Raw genomic sequence first — 21,346 nt, 5'->3', positions numbered from 1 at the left:
GAGCGGGGACAGCACTATAAAAAAAAATGCTTTTTGCAAAGCTGAGATGCTTCCGGCCAAAGAAACCGGGTTTTTTACTTAATCTGTGGATTACAACGAAGGATTTTCGCAAAAAACCCGGTTTCTGACTACCCGTGCGTCTAGGACTATTTACGCCACAGCAGCGATCGGGCGGCTAGCAGAAGGACGGCGATCGATCACTTGATCGACTAAACCATAGTCCTTTGCTTCTTCAGCCGACATAAAGAAATCGCGTTCGGTATCTTCTTCAATGCGGGAAAGCGGCTGACCGGTATGATCTGCCAAAAATTGATTCAGGCGCTGTTTGTGGTACAAAATCTCTTTCGCCTGAATTTCAATATCGGTAGCTTGTCCTTGAGCTCCGCCCAGAGGTTGGTGGATCATAATCCGGGAGTGAGGCAAACTCATCCGCTTGCCTTTAGCGCCCGCACTCAGCAGAAAAGCGCCCATGCTGGCGGCCAAACCAAGACAAATAGTGCAAATGTCGGGGCGGATGTGGTTCATCGTGTCAAAAATGCCCATACCTGCTGTTACCGATCCGCCGGGGGAGTTGATATAGAGGTAAATATCTTTCTCCGGGTCTTCGGCGTCTAAAAATAGCAATTGGGCTACGATCAGGTTGGCTAAGTCGGAGTCAACCTGTTGGCCCAAGAAGACGATGCGATCGCGCAGGAGTCGCGAGTAAATGTCAAAGGCGCGTTCGCCGCGACCGGATTGTTCTATAACTGTTGGGATCATTGAACGGGCCTGCCTATTACGTATCTTTTTTTTATTTTAGCGATTTGGGCTCATTTATAGTTAGGGTGCGGTGGCGGGCGATCGGCAAATCGCTAAAATCGTTGAGTTTGGCAGGGTTGGGCTGTTAATTTGTGGAAAATGTGTCGGGCGGGCGATCGGATTTCCGATCGGGCGGGCGATCGATCTTGAGGAAGCGGACATCAATCAATGTTAAATGTTGTTGTGCGGCGATCGGATCGTGGCGAGAAGTACGATCGCTTGTTCGCGGCTGACACTAGGGAAATGGTCGAGAAACTCGTTGAGCGAATCACCAGCTTCGAGATAATCAAGCAAAGTCTTCATCGGGACGCGAGTGCCGATAAAGACAGGAGTTCCGCCTAAAATGTCGGGGTCGCTATGAACGATCGGTATAGGTAATCTGGGGTTCATCATCGCTTACGTATTTTGAATATAGCCTTTTTCAGAAAGATGAGGTATGCCAAGATATGTTGGAACCTTTACAGCGTAAAGCTTTTCAGGTCAAGACTTGTACCTCGTGAATGTGAGAAAGGCTATATATCGATTTTAGTCGATCGGTCCGCAGTCAAGTATTCGTAGGGTGTGTCGCGATCGAAAATCCCTAAGAAAAGAGCGACAATCTCGATCGCGACGCACCTTACACAATCGTTCAACAAACAACCCAAAAAATTGTTGTGTAACAAGACTTTTTATAAATGGTATTTAGTTAAGACGGATTGACCCTGGGCCTGATATTTTAAGAACAGATCCCAAATGGGTGCCATAACAGAAAAGAGTCACAGTTGGATAGTTTCATGAGCGCTCAATTTAAACTACTGACAGATCGATTAATTTTGCGTCCGCTCATTAGCGCAGATTTATCCTCAATCCAGGCTGCTGCTAGTGTTCGTCAGATTGCTGACACCATGATTTCAATTCCTCATCCCTATCCCGATGGCGAAGCTGAGCGATACATTGCTCGACAAAAGGCTGAGTTTGAAGCGGGGCATTCTGTCACCTTTGTCATGGAGCAGAGATTTGAAAAGAAGTTTAACGGAATCATTGAAATTCGAGACATTGAACGAGAGCATTCTCAGGCTGAATTGAGTTTTTGGTTGGCCGTTGAAGCGTGGGGACAGGGATATATGAGCGAAGCCTTAAAACCAGTGCTGCGATTTGGATTTGAAGAATTAGAACTCAATCGACTCTACGCTTACCACATGATTAGAAATCCAAGTTCCGGGCAAGTTTTGCGAAAAAATGGGCTTGTGTACGAAGGGATGCTGCGCCAACGAGTACGAAAATGGGGGATGTTTGAGGACGTGGCATTGTGGGCAATTTTGCGAAACGATTGGTGTGTTCCAGGGGTACAACAACTAGATGGAGCAGTCCTTTGAGGGTTTTTTAGTCGATCGTTTCCTCAAGCGGCTCATCGAAATCATCTGCCATGATAATCATACCTTCCATCGTTCCTGCAACACGACGCTTTTTCGGTGGTTTTTCTTGAGGAGATTTTTGAGCGTACTTCTCAATCAAAAACTCGATGTAATGAAGCACCTCTGTCTGAAAAGACTCTGGTAGTTCTTCTAATTTTTCTAAAATCACTGGCTGTATCATTGTTTCTTCTCCTTAGCTGTCTTCAGTAAAAACATTTTGGTAAAATTGAGAGTTACTGGTAGCGTGACTTCTTGGATTTTATCACCTCAATTACATTGTCGTGTCTTTGCCCTTCAATAATATCCTTAAGATGAATCTGTCCATTGACGTACTGAACGTGGATGCGCCAGCCTGAGACTTTATCAATATCAGCGCGATAAACTGCCTGCTTCACACCTTTAACTTTATGCAGTCTCGTTTTGGGAAATTGTCTCGTTCTGTGACATTCCTGGTCTTCAAGTTCTGCTAAAGCTTCCAGAAAACTAATCTTTAGCTCATCATCTGGCAAAATTTTCATAGCTTCGTAAATAATGCCATATTCATCGCATAGAGTAAGATTTTGTGCCATAACCAAGCTGATGATATCTAGGCAGTTTCTCGATCGCCCTGAAGTAGGTCTTGATACAAAGACTCTGCTACATCGTTATATGCTCGATCGAGTTCGTCGTGTAGAACTGCTCGAAAAAGAGTAAAAATAGCTTGCCCAAAAATAGGGTCTTCGTCAACCGCCAAAACCACTCTTAGTTTTTGAGAAATTCGTAGCGTATAAAGCGAAGACTCGTAACCATTCAGGTCTGACGATAGCGGGAGACGACGCAGCTTGCGATACACATTTGATTTTTGAGTAGGAAAAAGGCTGGCACAATAATTAATTTTTTGAATTACTGCGGCTTTCTCATCTTCATTTAGCAGCGCAATATCTTTCTCAAATTCCCTTGTTGACTCAATTAGAATATCCACGTTAAAAACAGTAAAAAAATATACAACTATTATACTACAAACAGCTTTTGACTGTCAAGACTCGTTGTTCACAACTTATCAACGAACTCACTTGTTTAACAAGCCACAATTCAAATTTTAATCACCCAACCTCGACGGTACATTCCATACAAAATCAACCACCAACACAATACCGCCGTCACTGCAAAAGCCAGAGAACCATTCAACGGCCCAGCCCAAGGCACAAACCAGTTTTCATAAATCCAAGTGTAAGTTGTTGGAGCAGTTTTACCAATGCCGATATGAGTTTTTAACAAAAGTCTAGCGACAATACCAGAGGCAACAAACAAGAAAATTGCATTCAATCCCATGATTTCAAACGGCCATCCCCATTTCCACTTTCGCACTTCTATTGTTTCGTAGCAAGCTGCTAGCAAAAGCAAAGCCCAACCAGCGGTAAAAACTACATAGGAACTCGTCCACAATTGTTTGTTGATCGGAAATAAAAATCCCCACAAATGACCAATTACTAAGCAACACAATCCACTAATTACTAAATTTAAACTCGTCCGGGTTTTGATTGGCTGCACGCGCAGCCATTCCCCTGTAAAATAGCCAGACAAAACTGTGACAACTGCTGGTAACGTACTCAACAGTCCTTCAGGATCGAAGGGGCCGCCTTTGTAGAGGTGTTGGCTACCCAGAATTAGCCGATCGACATATCCACCCAAATATCCCTCTGGCGTCAGTGCGTATTCAGTGTACCCCCCTACAGCAAATACGAATAATACGCCCCAATAGCCTAAAAGCACCGCAACAGCGAGCAGTTTTTGATTGCGGGGGGAAAGGTTCAGAATCGCGATCGCACTAATTGCATACGCTAAACCGATGCGCTGCAATACTCCCATAATCCTGATTTTACCGAAATTTTCCACTGGGGCGCCGTTCAAAAGTACGTCAAGGGCGATCGAAGATGTATTTAGCAGCAATCCTAATACAAATAAAATCGCCGCCCGCCGCGCAATTCGCCAATAAATATTTGTTTCTATTTTTGTAGTAGTTTCAGTATATTTTGACAGCGAGAAGGACATCGCACAGCCAACGATGAACAGAAAAAAGGGAAATACCAAGTCTGTCGGGGTGCACCCGTGCCATTCTGCGTGATCTAGCGGCGGATACACCTGTTTCCAACTGCCGGGGTTGTTCACTAGAATCATTGAGGCGATCGCAATTCCGCGAAAAACATCAAGAGATTTTAATCGCATAAATTAAGTTATTTGTTCACTGTTCACTGTTCACTGTTCACTGTTCACTGTCTTAGCTGATGCCCATTTCCTAATTCTTTTCGGCCCAATTCCCTATGCCCCATGCCCCATGCCCCATGCCCCATGCCCCATGCCCCATGCCCCATGCCCCATGCCCTATATCTCTATCCCTTCCAGAGTCATAATCAGTGCATTCTTCATCAACATATCGCAGCGTTCTGCATAAAACAATGCAGCCTTATCATACTTGTTCACTTGCAAGACACGCATAAACATTTGCCTCGCTTGCGCGAATTGCTGCTGGTAGTGAAAAAAAATGCCCTGTTCAAAATCAGTTTGGGTTTTTCCTTTTAGTTCGATCATCATATCCGAATCGCCGTCATAAATCTCAAACACAGCCACCGGCGCTTGTTTTCCTTTTACTTGAACGCGATCGAGAAATCGGCACTTATAATGTTGGGGGTCGTCAATCCGGCACAAAGTCTGAACGCTAGCAACAATACCAACTCCATAAAGCTTTGTCAATCCTTCCACCCTAGAGGCTAAATTTACAGCATCAGAAATGACTGTACTTTCCATCCGTTCCGCCTCGCCAATAGTACCCAACATTAAAGTTCCAGTATGCAAGCCAATCCCTATAGAAATAGGTTTGTATCCACAATTTTGTCTGTGTTTGTTATAAATTTTAACTTGCTGCTGCATCTCTATTCCCGCTTGCACAGCATCTTCAGCACAGTTAGGAAACAAAGCCATAATCCCGTCGCCAATATATTTATCTATAAAACCGTTGTACTGGCGGATAACTGGGCCAACTCGGCTTAAGTAAGAGTTGAGAAATTCAAAATTTTCTCGGGGAGACATACTCTCTGACAAACTTGTAAATGAACGAATATCAGCAAACATAATCGTCATTTCTGCCTGTACAGAGTCTCCCAATCTGGCATCAACTATGCTTTCTCTTTGGAGGAATTTCAAAAATTCTTTGGGTACAAAGCGCGCTGACGCTGCTGCTATTTTTTCTAGTTCACTTTTGCTGGCTTCAATTTGAGTCAGGGCGCGAAATGCTCTGAGTGCTGTCACTACCGTGGTAAATAACTTTTTGTTTGTTAGTTCTGTTTTTGTTTTGTAATCATTAATATCGTAGCTGACAATTACTACATCTTCTGGCACTTGTCCTGGCTGTCCGGTACGCAAAATAATCCGTACTACTTGATTCTCTAAAATATCGCGGATGTACTTTACTACTTCCAAGCCTGCCTCTTCTGTTTCCATGACTACATCGAGTAAAATCAAGGCTATGTCTGGATGGGCTTCGATTATTTCTTTGGCTTCTTTACCTGAGTAAGCGCTGATAAATGCGATCGCTTTGTTTTCAAATATAAATTCATTTAAAGCGAGTTTTGTAATATTATGAATTTCTATTTCATCGTCTACAATCAATATTTTCCAACTGCCTGCGATCGGCTTGTCTTCCGTCTCGTCTTCGTCGGCAAATATTAATTCATCGTCGCCTGCCACTATTAATTCGTCATCGCCCGCAGCCAACACATTTTTACTAGCTTCTGACATTTATCGTTCTCCTAAATAGAATTATATTAAAACTGACAGTATAATAACTAATTTCTTCTTATAACAGGAAATTCTATCATAAATTTTGTGCCTTTTTGTACTTGACTTTCGCAGCGAATTCTGCCTTTTAGTTTTTGCGTGACAAGGTTGTAAATAATGTGCAGTCCCAATCCTGTGCCGCCCTGACCTCTTTTTGTCGTAAAGAATGGTTCAAAAATTTTACTGAGATTTTCTGGGGTAATTCCTTTGCCGTTATCGGCATATTCAAATATTAGCCGATCGCCCTCTAGTTTCAAATCAAACGCCAGAATCCCCCCATTTTCTCCATCGTAAGCGTGAATTAGGGAATTCAACACCAGATTTGTCACAATTTGAGAGAACACACCGGGGTAACTGTCCAGTACAATATTTTCATCGCACTTAATCTCTACTTTGTGCTTAGTTCTTCTGAGTTTGGCGCTTAAGGATGTCAAAATCTCCTCTAGATAGTTTTTCACGTTAAACGTGCGTTTTAATTCGCTCGACTGATCTACAGCCACTTCTTTAAAACTGTGAATCAAATCTGCCGCCCGCGTGAGGTTGGATAAGATCATATTACTGCTTTGCAGCGCCGTATCCAGGAATTTTTCTAGCTCCGATCGTTTAATTTGTCCCTTGCTGTAAAGATCCAAAAATTTGGTGACTTTTTCAGCCAGTAGCGAGGCGGCAGTGATACCTACGCCGATGGGAGTATTTATTTCGTGGGCGACACCTGCAACCAACCCTCCGAGAGCAGCCATTTTTTCCGCTTCTACCAGTTTATTTTGAGCCGATTTTAAGTCTTCTAAAGTTTGGGACAATTCGCAGGTACGCTGCTGAACTAAGTTTTCAAGATTCTGATTGAATTGCTGCAAGTTCATGTAAAGTTGGGCGTTTTCAATCGAGATAGAAATTTGAGAAGACAGCAGTTTTAATAGTTCCAACCTGTCTGGCGTAAAAGCGCCTGTAGTCAGATTGTTTTCTAAATATAAAATGCCACTGAGTTTGCCTTGATGGATTAAGGGAGTGCAAAGAATTGATTTAGGTTGAACCGCAATTATATAAGGTGCGCGAGTAAATTGTCCTTCGCGGGTGGCATCATTTAAAACTATACTTTCCTGGGTACGGGCGACGTAGTTGACAACAGAAACTGCCAGCAAAGTTACTTCTCGATCTTCACATACAAAATCTATCGGAATTGATTGCATTACATTAACCCGCTCGACATCCACAGAGCCTGATGCTTCAATCACCCATTGACCAGATTTTTCTAGTATTAAAAAGCCTTTTTGTCCCCCGGCATTTTCAATAACAATTTTCATCAGTTTTGCCAGCAGTTTGTCTAGAACTATTTCGCCCGCTAAGGTTTGCGATGCTTTTACTGCTGTTGTCAAGTCTAGTACGCCTGCACCGTCGCTCGTAGTGCAAGCGCTACTCGTAGATTTGTGAGTTTCGATATTCGTTGAAATCGAGGGTGAAGTCAGCAACTGCGAGTATTTTGATTCTAAATGCGCTACTTTCGCTTTAGCTCCCCAGCGCTGATAGCAATAACGCGCTTCTGTCAAGTAAGTTTTCGCAATTCTTTCTCGTCCAATCGATAAATAAAATGCTCCTGCCAATTCTGCTGCTAGTGCTTGTACCTGTATGTATCCGTTTGTTTGCGCTCCGGCAATGGCGGAGTCGTAATATTCCATTGCTCTCACAATATCTCCCAATATTCGAGCTTTTTCAGCGGCAATCAAGTCACATTTGTGCTGGAGGTTCATCGGCGCAGAAAGTGCTTTTTTTTGCATTTTTTTTAGGTTGGTGTTTGCGTAAAAAAGATGCTCTTCTTGTACCTCTTTTGTTGCCGATGGATATGCTGCGAGTCGGGCTAGAGAATCATAAAAATGGTATTCAGGAACATTAATAAACCCCACAACTCCGTCTAAATAAACTTCGGCTTGCGCTGCATTTTCTAGCGCCAGCTCGACATTGCCAAATAAATAGGCTAATATTAATTTCTGTAAGTAAAAAGTTTGAAGTCCCACTCGATCGTTAACTTTCAACAGCAGCGGCAATAATGTTTTTTCGCTGTAAGCTTCACGTAATAAAATGTCGGGGCTTTCCATTTTCCCCATCAATTGCAAAACTGTTTGCCAATATATTTGATTCCAAGTCAATACCGTTTCTTGCTTTAGTTGAAATAGCAAATGGTTGTAATTTACCATTTTTCGTTCCAGTTGCGGCAATTCTTGACCAATAAAATACAAGGACTGACAAATATTTACGGCAGAATATCCAACCGATTCTAAATCACCATTTTCGAGCGCGCTTTGATAGGCTTCTTCTAACAGAGGTAAAGTATCTTTAACGTGATGTTTGCCGTGCATCAAAATGAAGGCAACTAAATTAAGAGTCTTGCTTTTGAATTCTAAAGCATTTAGCCGAGCGATCAAATTTAATGCTAATTGACCAAATCGCTCGCCCGATTCAATGTCTCTAACTATTCCTTTTAAAATTGCTCCGTAATTAGCATAACCGAAGGCAGAAAAAGCAGAGTTTCCGTAGTTTATAGATAAATTAACTTGCTCGCAGACAATCAACGGCAACAGTATGGGTTCAACAATCGAGGTAGCCGACAACATACTGGAAAGGACGCGCATAGTTGCTAATTTACGCGGCTCGGTCATCATAGGCAAGTCAATTAAATCTTCTATCTTTTTTCCTGTTAAATAAGCTGAGGTTTTGGTAAGTGCTTGCTGAATGTGGAGGGGAGTTGGCGATTTTGGAAAGTTTATTCCTAACATTGTGAGTGATTCCCGACCAATTGTTACCGCTTCTTGCAGTTTGGTTTGCATCGCACAAGCTGTGATTCGGATTTCAAAAACTTTGATTTTGTCTAGTTCATTTTTGGCGTATTGCAAGACAATTTTTGCCCATTTTTCCATTTGTTCAAAATCGGTATTGAGGTAAGCTGCTTCTGCTGCTGACTCGTAGAGTGCAAGAGTCAAGTCGTAGTCGGTTTGCCAACTTTGCATGGGAAGCAATGCAATACCTGCGGCCAAATATTTGACAGCGAGTTCATAAGCTGCACTGGCTTTTGCTTTGCGGCCCGCCATTAAATTTAATTTACATAAATGAAGTTTTTCTAATTCACTGCTGATGATTGGTTGGGCTGCATTTAGTTGGTTGACTAAATCGAAAATATGGTTTTCTAATTGCTCTGGATGCGCGTTTTGCAGCAAGAATCTGCCGATTTTGAGATGAATTTCTTGTTTCTGAGATTCGGATATTAAAGCGTAAGCTGCTTGCTGAACTCGCTCGTGCAAAAATTTATAAGTTGCGCTACCAGCATCAGCAACTGGTAGGGACAATTCATCTGTAACGTCTCTAGATATTTGGTCTGTTAACCCTGTGCTTGCTGCTAGTGCGATCGGAATTTTGTAAGCGTTATTCACGGGCAAAATCAGACCGGACTGAACTGCTTCCCAGAGGTGTGTTGCTGCGGAAGTCAGAGGTTGTTCGCTGATTTGGGAGAGAATTGCTAAATCAAATTTGTTGCCTATACAAGCGGCTAATGTTAGCAGTTCCTGCGTATTACCTGAAAGTTTCTGAATGTTGTCTATCATTAATTCCACAACATTGTCAGTTATTCCTATTTCTTGTATTTGCTCAATGTCCCACTGCCACTCGCCTGTGATTTTGCATTTTTTCACAGCTTGTTCTGGGATTTGTTCGGCAAAGTCAGACAAGTGAGGTTCGGCTCGATCGACCGAATTTTCAGAGGCTACAAATTTAAATTGTAGCATTTTTTGGGAGTAAAGAGACTTCAGCAATTGGGCTATAAAAAATGGATTTCCTCCGGTTTTGTGAAACAGTAATTGTCCCAAAGGTAGCGATTTTTCTGGGGCGCAGCTCAGAGTATCCGCGACGAGTTGATTGACGCTGTTAATATCTAAAGGCAAAAGGGCGATCGTACTTACATTCCCGCCTGCTTTCCTAATTGTTTCTGCGGCTAGCATTACGGGATGATTTGCATCTACTTCTGATTCTCTATAGGCTCCGATTATTAATAAGTATTGGCTGGGCATGTCAGTTGCTAGCAGTTGGATTAACTTGAGCGAGGCTGAATCAATCCACTGCAAGTCATCGAGAAAAATTACCAGCGGGTGTGCTTTTTGAGTAAAGATGCGGATGAATTTTTGAAATACTAAATTAAAGCGATTTTGAGATTCATTCGATCCTAAATCTGGCACAGAAGGCTGCGACCCGACAATCAGTTCTACTTCGGGAATAACTTCAATAATTACTTGGCAGTTGCTACCGAGAGCATTTAAAATTTTTTGTTTCCAAACTAGCACTTTGGCGGCTGTTTCTGTGAGAATTTGCTGCAACAAGTCTTGAAAAGCTTGGAGCAAAAAAGCGTAGGGAATATCGCGCTTGAATTTCTCAAATTTGCTGTCAATAAAATACCCATTTTCCCGGAGTATGGGTTGGTAAATTTCATAGACAAGCGACGATTTGCCAAGGCCGGCACAACCGGAAATAAGTAGGATTTCTGTATAGCCTCGCTTCATGCGATCGAACGTATTGAGAAGTAGATTAACTTCGGCTTCTCGTCCGTAAAGTTTTTGGGAAATTTGCAGGTGAGTTGACCGATCTTGCTCGCCGAGGGTGATGTGAGAAATTGCGCCGCTTGTTTGGAGTTGAGCGAGACAATTTTCCAAGTCGTACAAAAGTCCGAAAGCACTTTTATACCTGTCTTCGGCAGTTTTTGCTAATAGCTTCATTACGATATCGTCAACGGCTAGAGGAATCTCGTCGCTTTCTGTTTGATTGATGCTGCCTTTGACTTTCTGCTTTCTATTTTCGCCAGGAGAAACGGGCGTTTTAGCAATATGGCAGTGCACTAATTCCATCGGATCGATCGCATTAAAAGGCAATTCGCCGCAGAGCATTTCATAAAAAGTGACGCCTAAAGAATAAAAATCGGTGCGGTAGTCGATCGCCCGATTCATGCGTCCCGTTTGTTCGGGAGACAGATAGGCGAGGGTTCCTTCGAGTAAATGGGGGTGGGCCAGGGTGGGGTTTTCGCCTGGTAGCAGGGAGGCGATCGCAAAATCAGTAATTTTGACATCCCCAGTCTGGATATTGACAATAATATTGCTGGGTTTAATATCTTTGTGAATGATGTGATTTTCGTGGAGTTGTCCGAGAGTTTCTGCTAGTTTTATGCCTATTTGGAGAAATTGTTGTAACTCTAGCTGGTTGGTGCTGAGAAAATCTTTTAGGGAAATGCCACCAAAATCTTCTAAAATTAAAACAGGAAAGTGATTGTATTTTTCAAGCTTGTAAAGTTTGACTATTCCTGGTAAATTTAAATTTTTAAGGATTTCTGCTTCGTGCAGGAGTTGGGCTATTCGCGCTGGGGTAGGGTAGGTCGGTGTGAGAGTTTTCAGGATAACTGGTTTTTGTTCTTCAAGCTGCATCCCTCGATAAATAACTGTGTGGGGGTTTGTATAAAGTTCTCCGTCAATGCGGTATCCTGGAATAGTAATCATGCTGTTTGGGAGTGATTTAAAAATTGAAGTTTTATATAAATTTCGGCTGGGCTGGAATGATAGAGAGGAGACGGCTTGGCCTTAGTCCCTACACCAGATTAATCGTAGGAAAACGGCACTGCCGTGTCCTGATTTCTACACCAGATTAATCGTAGGGAAACGGCACTGCCGTGTCCTGACTTCAGGTAATACTTATCTATATTGTAGTATTCAAAAAATCAAAAATTGTATTTTGCGATCGCGCCAGTGCCAAAATAAACTGGTGCGTGCAAATCAACAGGTAAAATCTCAAAACAATCATGCAGAATATAACTGCCTCAAATCCAGCTACTGCGACCGATCGCGCTTTGGGCACCGCAGACATTAAACTACTGGTAGTGGATATCGACGGGACGATCGCAGGTTTGTCAAATCAGATCCGAGAACCTGTCAAGCAGGCAATTTCGGCAGCCCAGTCGCGGGGAGTGAAAGTAGCTGTCGCTACGGGCAGGATGTACCAGTCGGCTTTGCGTTTCCACTCGCATATCGGCTCAACTTTGCCACTGATTTGCTACCAGGGCGCCTGGATTCAAGATGTCGCGAGTCAAAAGCGGCTGCGCCACTTACCGCTGTCGAAACCAAGGGCTTTGCAACTGTTAGAGGATTTTGAAGTACCGGAATTGCGATCGCTCCTGTCGATCCATTTCTACATTGACGATAAACTTTATGTACCGGAAATTACCACAGCTACCCGACTTTATGCCGAACGATCGGGTATTGAACCAAATGTAATTAAAGATTTGCGGCGAGATATTCCGGGGGAACCGACGAAAGTCTTGGCTTTGTGCCAGAATCCGGAGGTACTCGACGGCTTGCTCATTAGTATGCGCGAGCGTTACACGCCTGCGGAGCTTTATTTAACTCGATCCGTTGCTACTTTTTTTGAAGCGACGCATCCTTTGGCGAATAAGGGAGATGCGGTGAAGTATTTGGCGGAGGAAATTTTGGGTTTGCAGGCGGCGAATGTGATGGCGATCGGCGACAATTTTAACGATCTAGAAATGATTTCCTACGCGGGTGTGGGCGTGGCGATGGGGAATGCTCCTGATGGGGTGAAGGCTGTTGCTAATTGGGTGGCGCCGGATGTGGAGGAAGATGGGGTGGCGTTGGCGATCGAACAATTTGTTTTGGGCGATCGCTGATATTTGTAGCAATAATAATTTTCCCAAAATTATAGGGGCACGGCACTGCCGTGTCCCTATAATTTTAAAAATGTCTTTCAACAGAAAAAGCACCGACGACTGGCCGTGTTTCGTCTCGGTGCTTCTTCTGGTTCGCTCCTCACACGTCCATTAATATAGCTAACTCAGTACATTGTGTCAATACTTTTAACAAAAGTTTTTTTTTGAGTCTGCTGCGGGTGCGTGCGATCGAGGCAGAACCTTTGTAATGCAAGGGTTTAGCCGATCGCCCTGCACATCCATCCAAGCCGAAAAAATTTACTTGAATTCAACCAGCCAGTCCAAAATCAGAGTATTCACCTCATTTGGTCGTTCGTCGTGGGGACAGTGGCCTGTGTTGGGAATTGAGACAAATTTGACGGGTTTACCGTTGGTGGCCAATTCTTGGTAAATCTGGCTACCGGCGATCGGCGTCCAGGGGTCATCTGCGCCCCAAAGTACCAATAACGGACGATCGACCTTTGGCAGCAATTCCGACGGTTGAGGGCCTGCTGGGGCCGTGAGAATCGAGGCAAATACTTGTTGAGCTCCGGGCTCGCAGGAGGGCGCGTGGAGGAGTTCTACGAGTTCGTCGGTAATGGCTTCCCGATTGCCGTAGACTTGGCGCAGGGTGTTGCGGATGCGGTGTTTTTGGCGGATGTTGTTGAAGACAAATGGGCCGATGATGGGCGATCGAACTAATTTAGCAAAAGTCCCCATGATTAATCCCAGGGGAAAACTCAGTTCTTCGGGTCGGTGGTTGAGCCCGCCGGCACAGTTGATTAAGACACCGCCGGCGGAGATTTCTGGATGGTTGGCCACTACCATCAAACTTAGCAATGCGCCGATCGAATTTCCGACAAATACCGCCGGTTCCTGTACCAAATCTGCCCAGAAATCGGTGAGTAATTCTTCCCACAATTCCAGGGTGTAATCGAGGGCCGGTTTCGCGGAAGCCCCGAATCCCAACAAGTCCAGGGCAAATACGCGGTAGCCGCCGGCAGCGAGTGCGGGGATATTTTGCCGCCAATGCCCGATCGAAGCCCCAAATCCATGAATCAAAATCAGAGGGCGGCCCGTGCCTTGGACGGTATATTGGATTTTGTGACCTTTCCAAGTCCAAATTAATTTTTCAAAGCTGGTTGCAGATACTAATTGTTGTGCAGTCACGGCTATTATGTAAAGTTTCGTTAACTACTTTCATCATAGCAGAAGGAAGAAGTCAGTAGTCAGTAGTCAGTAGTCATGAATTATTAATGATTAATGATTAATGATTGGTGATTGGTGATTGGTGATTGGTGATTGGTGATTGGTGATTTGTGATTGGTGATTTGTGATTGGTGATTGGTGATTGGTTATTGGTTATTTGTTGTCAGTTGCAATACCCAATGCCCAATGCCCAATGCCCAATGCCCAATGCCCAATGCCCCATGCCCCATGACCCATGCCCGATGCCCCATGCCCCATTCCCAATTTTTACTTTTTTTGCAACAACCAATAAGTCATCATCTCCCCCTTACCTTTTACCGGAATCATGCCTCGCCTCTCAAACAAATACTTATCTTTCAAAAGCTCATAAGTGACATCAGTAACTTGAATGCTGCCGGAAAATCCCGTAACTTCCATTCTCGCCGCCACATTCACCGTATCTCCCCACAAATCATAGGTAAACTTGCTCACACCAATCACTCCCGCTACCACCGGCCCGGAATTGATGCCGATGCGAATTGCCAGTTTTTCTCCTGTCTCGGCCGACAACTTAGCTATTTTTGCCTGCATTCCCAAGGCCATTTGGGCGATCGCCTCAGCATGATCGTCTCTCGGCGTCGGCAATCCCCCAACTACCATATAAGCATCACCAATCGTCTTAATTTTCTCCACACCGTACTTTTCAGCTAACTGGTCGAAGTGCGAAAAAATCACGTTCAATCGCTTCACCAACTCCGTCGGAGACATTCTCGCCGACAGTTCAGTAAAGCCAACAATATCAGCAAATAAAACACTGACTTCTGCAAAACTATCAGCAATTGTAGTTTGCTCCGCTTTCAAACGTTCAGCTATTGGTTTCGGTAAAATATTTAACAGCAACTTCTCGCTTTGTTCCTGTTGAACTTTGAGCGCTTCTTGAGCTAATTTACGCTCTGTAATATCAGAAACAGTACCTTCATAATACATCAGCTCACCTTTTTCATCTCTAACAGCTCGGGCATTTTCTGATACCCAAATCCGGTGGCCGTCTTTGTGAGAGACCATAGATTCAAACCCCAACACAGCATTTTGTGCATCCATAGCCGCCTCGAATTGCTGGCGGCGTTCCGGCTCAATGTACACTTGAGAAGTATTTTTAATACATAACATCAGTTCTGCTGGCGAGTTATAACCATACAATTTTGCTAAAGCTGGATTAGCGCTAATAAACCCTCCTGAAGGCGTGCTTTGAAAAATGCCTTCCATCGCATTTTCGACAATACTGTGATATCTTTCTTCAGCAATTCGCAGTAATTCTTCGGCTTTTTTGCGCTGAATCAAAGAACCTAATTGACTGCCTACAGCATCAAAAACATCTATAAATCGCGCGTCTTTCCTACCTGGCAAAATTTTAAAGAAAACCAGCACTGCCAAGAGTTCATCGCCTACCACAATCGGCACACCAAAAGCTGCTTTAAATCCGGTTGCTTGTGCTATTTGACTTCGAGTAAAAGGCGGGTAGCCCTGGGTAATATCTTCTACCCACTCCGGTTGCTTGGATACCCAAACTCGTCCCGGTAGCCCAATATTCCTGGCAAATGTCAGTTTTTTGCTTTCCCTGCGGAACCAGTCCATGCTGGCGTTGCCCGCATACCAACCCCTGGCAGATTCCAGGAAAGTTCTTTCTGCATTGGGAATCCAAGCTTCTCCTAAATCCCATCCGATTGTTTCGCCAACTTGGTGCAGAATTACTTCTAAAGCTGAGTCAAAGTTTACAGCTTCGCCGATCGCCCGCGTAATTTCCAGCAAAAACCGGATTGATTCTTGAGCCCGCTGCCGTTCCGCGATTTCCTCCTGCAATCTCGAATTGCGATCGTGCAATTCCCTGGCTTGCTGTTGCAGTTTCGATTGCAGCGATCGCAGCGAAAGTTGGTTTTCGACGCGGGCCAAAACTTCTTCTACTTGAAAAGGCTTAGTAATATAATCTACTCCTCCTACTTGAAAAGCTTTAACTTTTTCCAGCACGTCATCTAGCGCACTAATAAAAATCACCGGAATATCTTTAGTATTTTCAATTATTTTTAACTGCTGACAAACTTCATAGCCGTTCATTTTCGGCATATTAATATCTAGTAAAATTAGATCCGGAGGAGACATTTGTGCCGCTTGCAGAGCCAGTTGTCCGTTAATCGCCTTCCTGACTTGATACCCGTGGGATCCGAGCATAGTGGATAAAAGTCGCAAATTGTCCGGCATATCGTCAACGATCAGAATGTCTCTAGGAGTCGCTGGTAGTGGCTGGTCGTTCATCATAATATAATTGAGTTAAATCAATAATGATATCTATCCGAAAATTCTCGACCAAATCTTTTAAAGCGTTAGCGAGATTTGCTTCAGTTTCGGGAATTTGCTCGATCAGTTGGAGAATGCGATTGTCGTCAACGCAAAGTGCTGCTTGGTACAAATCGACTACCCAGTCTCTGGGCATTACACTCAAATCCTCCGCGGTCAAACTTTTCAGCAGTTGCGGTGCCGAACCAGAAGTAGATGAGTTTTCTTCCTCATAAATATACCGCAGGTTCAGGTGATGAGCTATCTTTTCAAATAGTACCTCTTCCCGAAACGGTTTACAAATGAAATCATCACAACCAGCAGACAAAATTATGTGTCGCTGCTCGTCAAAAGCACTAGCAGTCAGGGCAATAATTATGGTTTCTTTTCCTTCTGGAGTTTGTTTGATCAGTTTGGTTGCTGCGTACCCGTCCATCACTGGCATCAGCATATCCATTAAGATCAGGTGCGGCTTCCAAGTTGACTGTAAAGCAATTCCTTCTTGACCGTTAGTTGCTTCCTCGACTTCAAATCCCAGCGGTGCGAGCAACTTAAGCAGCAGTTGGCGATTTTCGGCTACATCTTCAACTATTAATATCCGATAAATTTGCTGTCCGGCTTCTAAAGCAATAACTTGTTTTGCCGTCGTTTTTTCTTGTTCGTCGCTTTCTGTTACTAACTTAACCTGGATATTAAACGTGAAAGTTGTGCCTTGACCGAGTTGACTTTCCACAGAAATATCACCTCCCATAATCCTGACAAACTGTTGGCTGATCGGCAATCCTAGCCCGGTTCCCTGCATGGATCTTCGACCTGTTTCGGTTTGTACGAAGGGCTTGAATAATGTGGGAAGTTCCAAGGGGGAAATGCCGGGGCCGGTGTCGGAAATTTCAAACAGCAATTGAGATTGATTTTCTTCAGTCACGTTGGTTTCTGCTTGGCTGCTAACGCGCAGAGTAACAATTCCGTGTTGAGTAAATTTAATTGCATTGCCGAGCAAGTTAATTAAAACTTGCCGCAATTTAGATTCGTCTGTTTGAATGTACTGCGGCAAATCGCCGATATTTTCAAAGATTAGATGCAAGCCTTTGGAGTTGGCTTTTAGTTGCAGCATTTCTCTGAGGCTGTCGAGAATGTTGTAGAGGTTGAAGCGGCTTTCATTAATGGTAATTTGACCTGCTTCTATTTTGGACATTGACAAAACATCATTGATGAGTTCTAGCAAATGTTCGCCGCTGCGGTTGATAATTTCTATGTATTCTTTTTGTTCTGGTGTGATAGAAATATTGCGAGCCATGACTTGGGAAAAACCGAGAATGGCATTGAGAGGCGTCCGCAATTCGTGACTCATGGAAGCGAGAAATTGGCTTTTGGCGCGGTTGGCAACTTCCGCGTTTTCTTTGGATTTAATCAGTTCCATTGACTGCCTTTGAGTGCGAGCGAGCAATTCGGCTTGCTGCAATGCTACTCCTAGCTGGGTGCCTACATGAACTGCAACGTTGATTTCAGCTTCGCTCCACTGACGGGGAGCTGAATTTTGATAGGATGCTAGCAATCCCCAGAGCTTGTCACCGCAGAAAATTCGGACGGTAATATAGGATTTGGCTTGAAATCTTTCTAGCAATTCGATGTAACAAGGGCTGAAGCCTTGCTTGTAAATATCTTGGACGCAAAGGTAAGTTTTACCTCTACTGTAGGCTCCACCTGCGGTTTCTTGCAAATAAGTATCGCAGATTTCTTGTGAGGTGCTATCGAATTTTTGGACGAGGCAATTTTCGCTTTCTAAGGCGCCTTCTGTGAAGTTGGGGTCTATTTGCTGTGCTTGGATGAAAGAAATCCACTTGCTGTCAACGGATTCGGCTACAAATTCGCCGCTCCAGTCAGGATTGAAACGGTAAAGCCCGACTCGATCGCATTTCATGGTTTGGCGCAATTCTCGGGTTGTCGCGTGAAAAATTTCTCGGAGATCTAAAGTCTGCCGCATTCTTTCAATGATGCGGGCGATCGCTCTTTGGCGCAAAGCACTTTCTTGCAATTCGGTTTCTGCTTGCTTGCGTTCGGTAATATCTACAGCCATTGAAGCCGTACCGATTGCTTTGCCATTCTCGTCAATTAGCTCAGTATTGTACCACTCGCAGATGATAATTCTGCCGTCTTTGGTCAGATTTTCGGAAGTGCCGCTGGATTTGGCACTCAAGCCACGATCGAAAATCTCAGATGCTTGTTGGCGGTAGCTTTCAGGTACAATCAAATCGGTGGCGACTCTCCCTTTGGCTTCTTGCTCGCTGTAGCCAAAAATAGCTTCTGCTGCGGGATTCCAAGTGATAATTTCTAAACTCAGGTTTAACTCGATCACTGCGATCGGCGTTTGCTGCAATAAAAATGAGATTCTTTGCTGCGATGCTAGCAGTTTTTCTTCGGCTAATTTGCGATCCGTGATATCATTAGACGTGCCGAGAATTTGTTTCGGTTTACCATCAGCTTGTCTCAGAAATACTGTATCCCAACTGTGCATCCACCGCCATTCGCCGTTTTTGTGCCTCATCCGGTATTGAAATTCGATGATGTCACCACCTTGAGATAGATCGAACTTTTGAATATGTTGAAAAAAAGCCGATAAATCCTCGGGGTGCACCAGAGTTTGGAGCATGGCTTTACCCATATCTTGTATTTCTTCTGCCCCGTAGCCGAGGATCGTCGCAATTTGGCGGTTGGTGTAGACATTCCGCTGCTCAATTAAATCGTAAACGTACAATAGGTTGGGATTGGAATCGGCGATCGCCTGAATGAAGTGCTGGCTTTCTCGGAGTGCAGATTCTGCTTGTTTGCGATCGGTAATATCTCGCGCTACCATAATTACTGATTCTGCTGACAGCGGAGAAACTTTAGCATCTAGCCAAACTTCGCGATCTCCGACTGTATAGCTATATTCAACATTGATGCTTTGCTTCGTTTTGATCACTTGTTGGATGGTATTTAATACCAAATCTGCTACAGATTGTGGCAAGACTTGATGGGCGGTTCTGTTAATCATTTCGCTGGCAGGTTTGGCAAAATTCGTCGCTGATGTCGGTGCGATTTTGATGCAGCGCCCTTCTGCATTTCTCACTAAAACTATGTCAGTCATGGCAGCAAAAATAGTCCGCAATTCTGCTTCTGACTCTTGCAGAGCTTGCTCGGCGAGGATGCGGGTGCGAATTTCTGCTTGCAACTGTTTATTTTGCCGATCGAGCTGCCCAATTCGCTTTTTCTCTCGATCGATCAGTTGAACTTGAGCCAGCGCTATCCCTAGTTGAGCCGCCACCGCTTCTAACAAGTCGATTTCATCTTTCGTCCATTCCCGGTAGCGATCGCACTGGTGCAAGCAGATAGCGCCATTTGCCCTGCCTTGGTAGGAAGTGCGAATTGCCAGCATCGATTTTAACCCAATCTCGCGGCAAATCGGTCTAATAGCTTGCAAAAGAGGGTCTGAGTAAACATTGTTGGAGGCGATCGGCCGATCTTGTATCATCATTTGTACGATGTGAGGATTTCCCCAAATAGGAATGGGTACGTTCCAAATAGATTCCCACTCGGGTTCGAGATACTCCGCCGCCAGAGGAATATCGACTTGGGGAGTAGTAATGTAAGTATGAATCAAGCAGCGATTGACGTAGAATGTCTGACCGATTTGAGTTGCGGCTGTTTGAAAAATTTGTTCTGGATGCAAGCTCGATCGAATTTCTTGAGTTATTTTGGCAATCAGCAACTCTCGCTGAACTTTCCGTTCTAAAGCAGATTTAGCTGCGGCAGTTTCTATTTCTGCTTGCTTGCGATCGCTGATATCAAAAAGCACGCCATACCAAACTATATCGCCATTGTCGCGCATTTCTGGTCGAGAATTAGATTGCAGCCATTTGAGTTTTCCCGACGGCGTAACAATCCGCCATTCAAAGGCAAAAGGTTCTAAAGTTCGAGCGCTTTCTGCAATCGTTTCCATCACATATTCTCGGTCATCTGGATGATTTCGATCCCATACCAAGCCAGCATCTTTTAAAATCTTTTCGCTCTCTAATTCGTAAATTTCCCGACAAGCATAACTGATATATTCAAACTTATAACTTCCCTGTGGATTTTGCACTAATTGGTAAATAACGCCCGGTATATTAACCGCCAATTTCTGCAACCGCGCTTTGCTTTCCCGGAGTGCTTGTTCTGTCTGCTTCCGAAATTCTACCTCTCGTTGCAGTTGGACATTCTGCTGTTTTAATTGTTTCGATAGCTGCTGGATAGTCAATTGACTTTCGATCCGCGCTAAAACTTCTTCCACTTGAAAAGGCTTAGAAATGTAGTCAACACCGCCAATTTCAAAAGCTTTTACCTTATGAAAAGTTTCATTAAAAACGCTCAGAAAAATTACCGGAATTTCCCGAGTCTTTTCGTTGGCCTTCAGTTTTTCGCATACTTCGTAGCCGTTCATTCGGGGCATGGCAATATCTAGCAAAATCAGGTCTGGTAGAACGGTAAATTTAGCATTTACAACCATTCCTCCAGAAATAGCCCGCTGAACTTTATACCCTTCTTTCGTTAAGATATTTGATATAAACCGAAGGTTGTTAGGCTGGTCATCAATAACTAAAATGTGAATGCTTTCTTTGTCAATTACCATTTTTTCTAGAGCCATTTTTCCTGTCTATTGTTAGCAGGTCAATTATTTAATGAAGCGAGAAATTAATTTCCTGAAAATCAAATGATTCATCAAGCCTTTTCAAACTAAGCATACAGAGATTTTTTTAGATAAGTCCATTGACTGACGTGCCTTTTCCTAGTTTTTTTTGATCCCGATATTAGATTGCCAACTCCTATTAACCGAATTGTTGCCATATTTTATCGTAAAAACAAATCCAATTATTCCCTGAAAATATTAAGTTTTGCCAAAAAAATCATTGATTAGGCACTCCAGATTTTTAAACCTGAGTTTTTTAACTCTGTTCTAGGGCTGCGATCCGTCTTTTCGTACATCTAACCGCTCGTAAAAACATGGACAAAGCTACCCAAAAGTAGTCAATGTTAGACATCTACGTTAGTAATTTTAGTCCACAGTCCTAAAACTACAGGAATA

At 43.7% G+C, this 21,346-nt stretch carries 14 protein-coding genes; 2 read left to right on the top strand and 12 right to left on the bottom strand.

Going from position 1 to position 21,346, the window contains the following annotated elements:
* Window positions 1-150: 150 nt before the first annotated feature.
* From clpP to JGK07_RS18735, 3 genes are read right to left on the bottom strand one after another with little or no spacing between them, the layout of a single operon-like run.
* A complete protein-coding gene (gene clpP, locus JGK07_RS18745) occupies window positions 151-783 on the bottom strand; it encodes an ATP-dependent Clp endopeptidase proteolytic subunit ClpP (RefSeq protein WP_293149808.1) in 633 nt (210 codons plus the stop codon).
* 36 nt (window positions 784-819) lie between these two features.
* The gene (locus JGK07_RS18740; protein WP_293185631.1) at window positions 820-960 is read right to left on the bottom strand and encodes a hypothetical protein; all 141 of its coding nucleotides are present in this window, start codon (window positions 958-960) and stop codon (window positions 820-822) included.
* 9 nt (window positions 961-969) lie between these two features.
* Entirely contained in the window at window positions 970-1,191 is a 222-nt protein-coding gene (locus tag JGK07_RS18735) for a DUF433 domain-containing protein (protein WP_293185633.1), read from the bottom strand.
* A gap of 380 nt (window positions 1,192-1,571) precedes the next feature.
* Here JGK07_RS18735 and JGK07_RS18730 point away from each other — a divergent pair, with 380 nt between their 5' ends.
* Window positions 1,572-2,153 (top strand): GNAT family N-acetyltransferase, encoded by a 582-nt coding sequence (locus JGK07_RS18730; protein WP_293185635.1) that lies wholly within the window; start codon window positions 1,572-1,574, stop codon window positions 2,151-2,153.
* Between the two features lie 7 nt (window positions 2,154-2,160).
* On the opposite strand, the gene JGK07_RS18725 is transcribed toward JGK07_RS18730, so the two are convergent.
* The 6 genes from JGK07_RS18725 to JGK07_RS18700 form a co-directional block, all read right to left on the bottom strand.
* Window positions 2,161-2,373, bottom strand: coding sequence for a DUF2281 domain-containing protein (locus tag JGK07_RS18725; RefSeq protein WP_293185637.1), 213 nt, complete (start codon window positions 2,371-2,373; stop codon window positions 2,161-2,163).
* 52 nt (window positions 2,374-2,425) lie between these two features.
* Window positions 2,426-2,761, bottom strand: coding sequence for a hypothetical protein (locus tag JGK07_RS18720; RefSeq protein ID WP_293185639.1), 336 nt, complete (start codon window positions 2,759-2,761; stop codon window positions 2,426-2,428).
* 17 nt (window positions 2,762-2,778) lie between these two features.
* Entirely contained in the window at window positions 2,779-3,153 is a 375-nt protein-coding gene (locus JGK07_RS18715; RefSeq protein ID WP_293185641.1) for a hypothetical protein, read from the bottom strand.
* A gap of 110 nt (window positions 3,154-3,263) precedes the next feature.
* Entirely contained in the window at window positions 3,264-4,397 is a 1,134-nt protein-coding gene (locus tag JGK07_RS18710) for a DUF5009 domain-containing protein (RefSeq protein WP_293224153.1), read from the bottom strand.
* Window positions 4,398-4,553: 156 nt separating this feature from the next.
* The gene (locus tag JGK07_RS18705; RefSeq protein ID WP_293185645.1) at window positions 4,554-5,966 is read right to left on the bottom strand and encodes an adenylate/guanylate cyclase domain-containing protein; all 1,413 of its coding nucleotides are present in this window, start codon (window positions 5,964-5,966) and stop codon (window positions 4,554-4,556) included.
* 47 nt (window positions 5,967-6,013) lie between these two features.
* The gene (locus tag JGK07_RS18700) at window positions 6,014-11,527 is read right to left on the bottom strand and encodes an ATP-binding sensor histidine kinase (RefSeq protein WP_293224151.1); all 5,514 of its coding nucleotides are present in this window, start codon (window positions 11,525-11,527) and stop codon (window positions 6,014-6,016) included.
* Between the two features lie 299 nt (window positions 11,528-11,826).
* On the opposite strand from JGK07_RS18700, the gene JGK07_RS18695 reads away from it, so the two are divergent.
* Window positions 11,827-12,708: a Cof-type HAD-IIB family hydrolase gene (locus JGK07_RS18695; protein ID WP_293185647.1), complete on the top strand. Its 882-nt coding sequence runs from the start codon at window positions 11,827-11,829 to the stop codon at window positions 12,706-12,708.
* Window positions 12,709-13,005: 297 nt separating this feature from the next.
* Here JGK07_RS18695 and JGK07_RS18690 read toward each other — a convergent pair whose 3' ends face one another.
* From JGK07_RS18690 to JGK07_RS18680, 3 genes are all read right to left on the bottom strand, one after another.
* Window positions 13,006-13,896: an alpha/beta fold hydrolase gene (locus JGK07_RS18690; RefSeq protein ID WP_293211374.1), complete on the bottom strand. Its 891-nt coding sequence runs from the start codon at window positions 13,894-13,896 to the stop codon at window positions 13,006-13,008.
* 306 nt (window positions 13,897-14,202) lie between these two features.
* Window positions 14,203-16,227 carry an adenylate/guanylate cyclase domain-containing protein gene (locus JGK07_RS18685; protein ID WP_293224149.1) on the bottom strand — a complete coding sequence of 675 codons (2,025 nt, stop codon included), beginning with the start codon at window positions 16,225-16,227 and terminating at the stop codon, window positions 14,203-14,205.
* A complete protein-coding gene (locus JGK07_RS18680) occupies window positions 16,193-20,908 on the bottom strand; it encodes a PAS domain S-box protein (RefSeq protein ID WP_293224147.1) in 4,716 nt (1,571 codons plus the stop codon). The genes JGK07_RS18685 and JGK07_RS18680 overlap by 35 nt, the downstream gene beginning before the upstream one ends.
* Window positions 20,909-21,346 lie beyond the last annotated feature (438 nt).

It is taken from the genome of Microcoleus sp. PH2017_24_DOB_U_A, assembly GCF_020738205.1.
Classification (GTDB): Bacteria; Cyanobacteriota; Cyanobacteriia; order Cyanobacteriales; family Microcoleaceae; genus Microcoleus.
The sequence above is the reverse complement of the archived record's forward strand: the minus strand, read 5'-3'. Positions and strand labels throughout refer to the sequence as shown.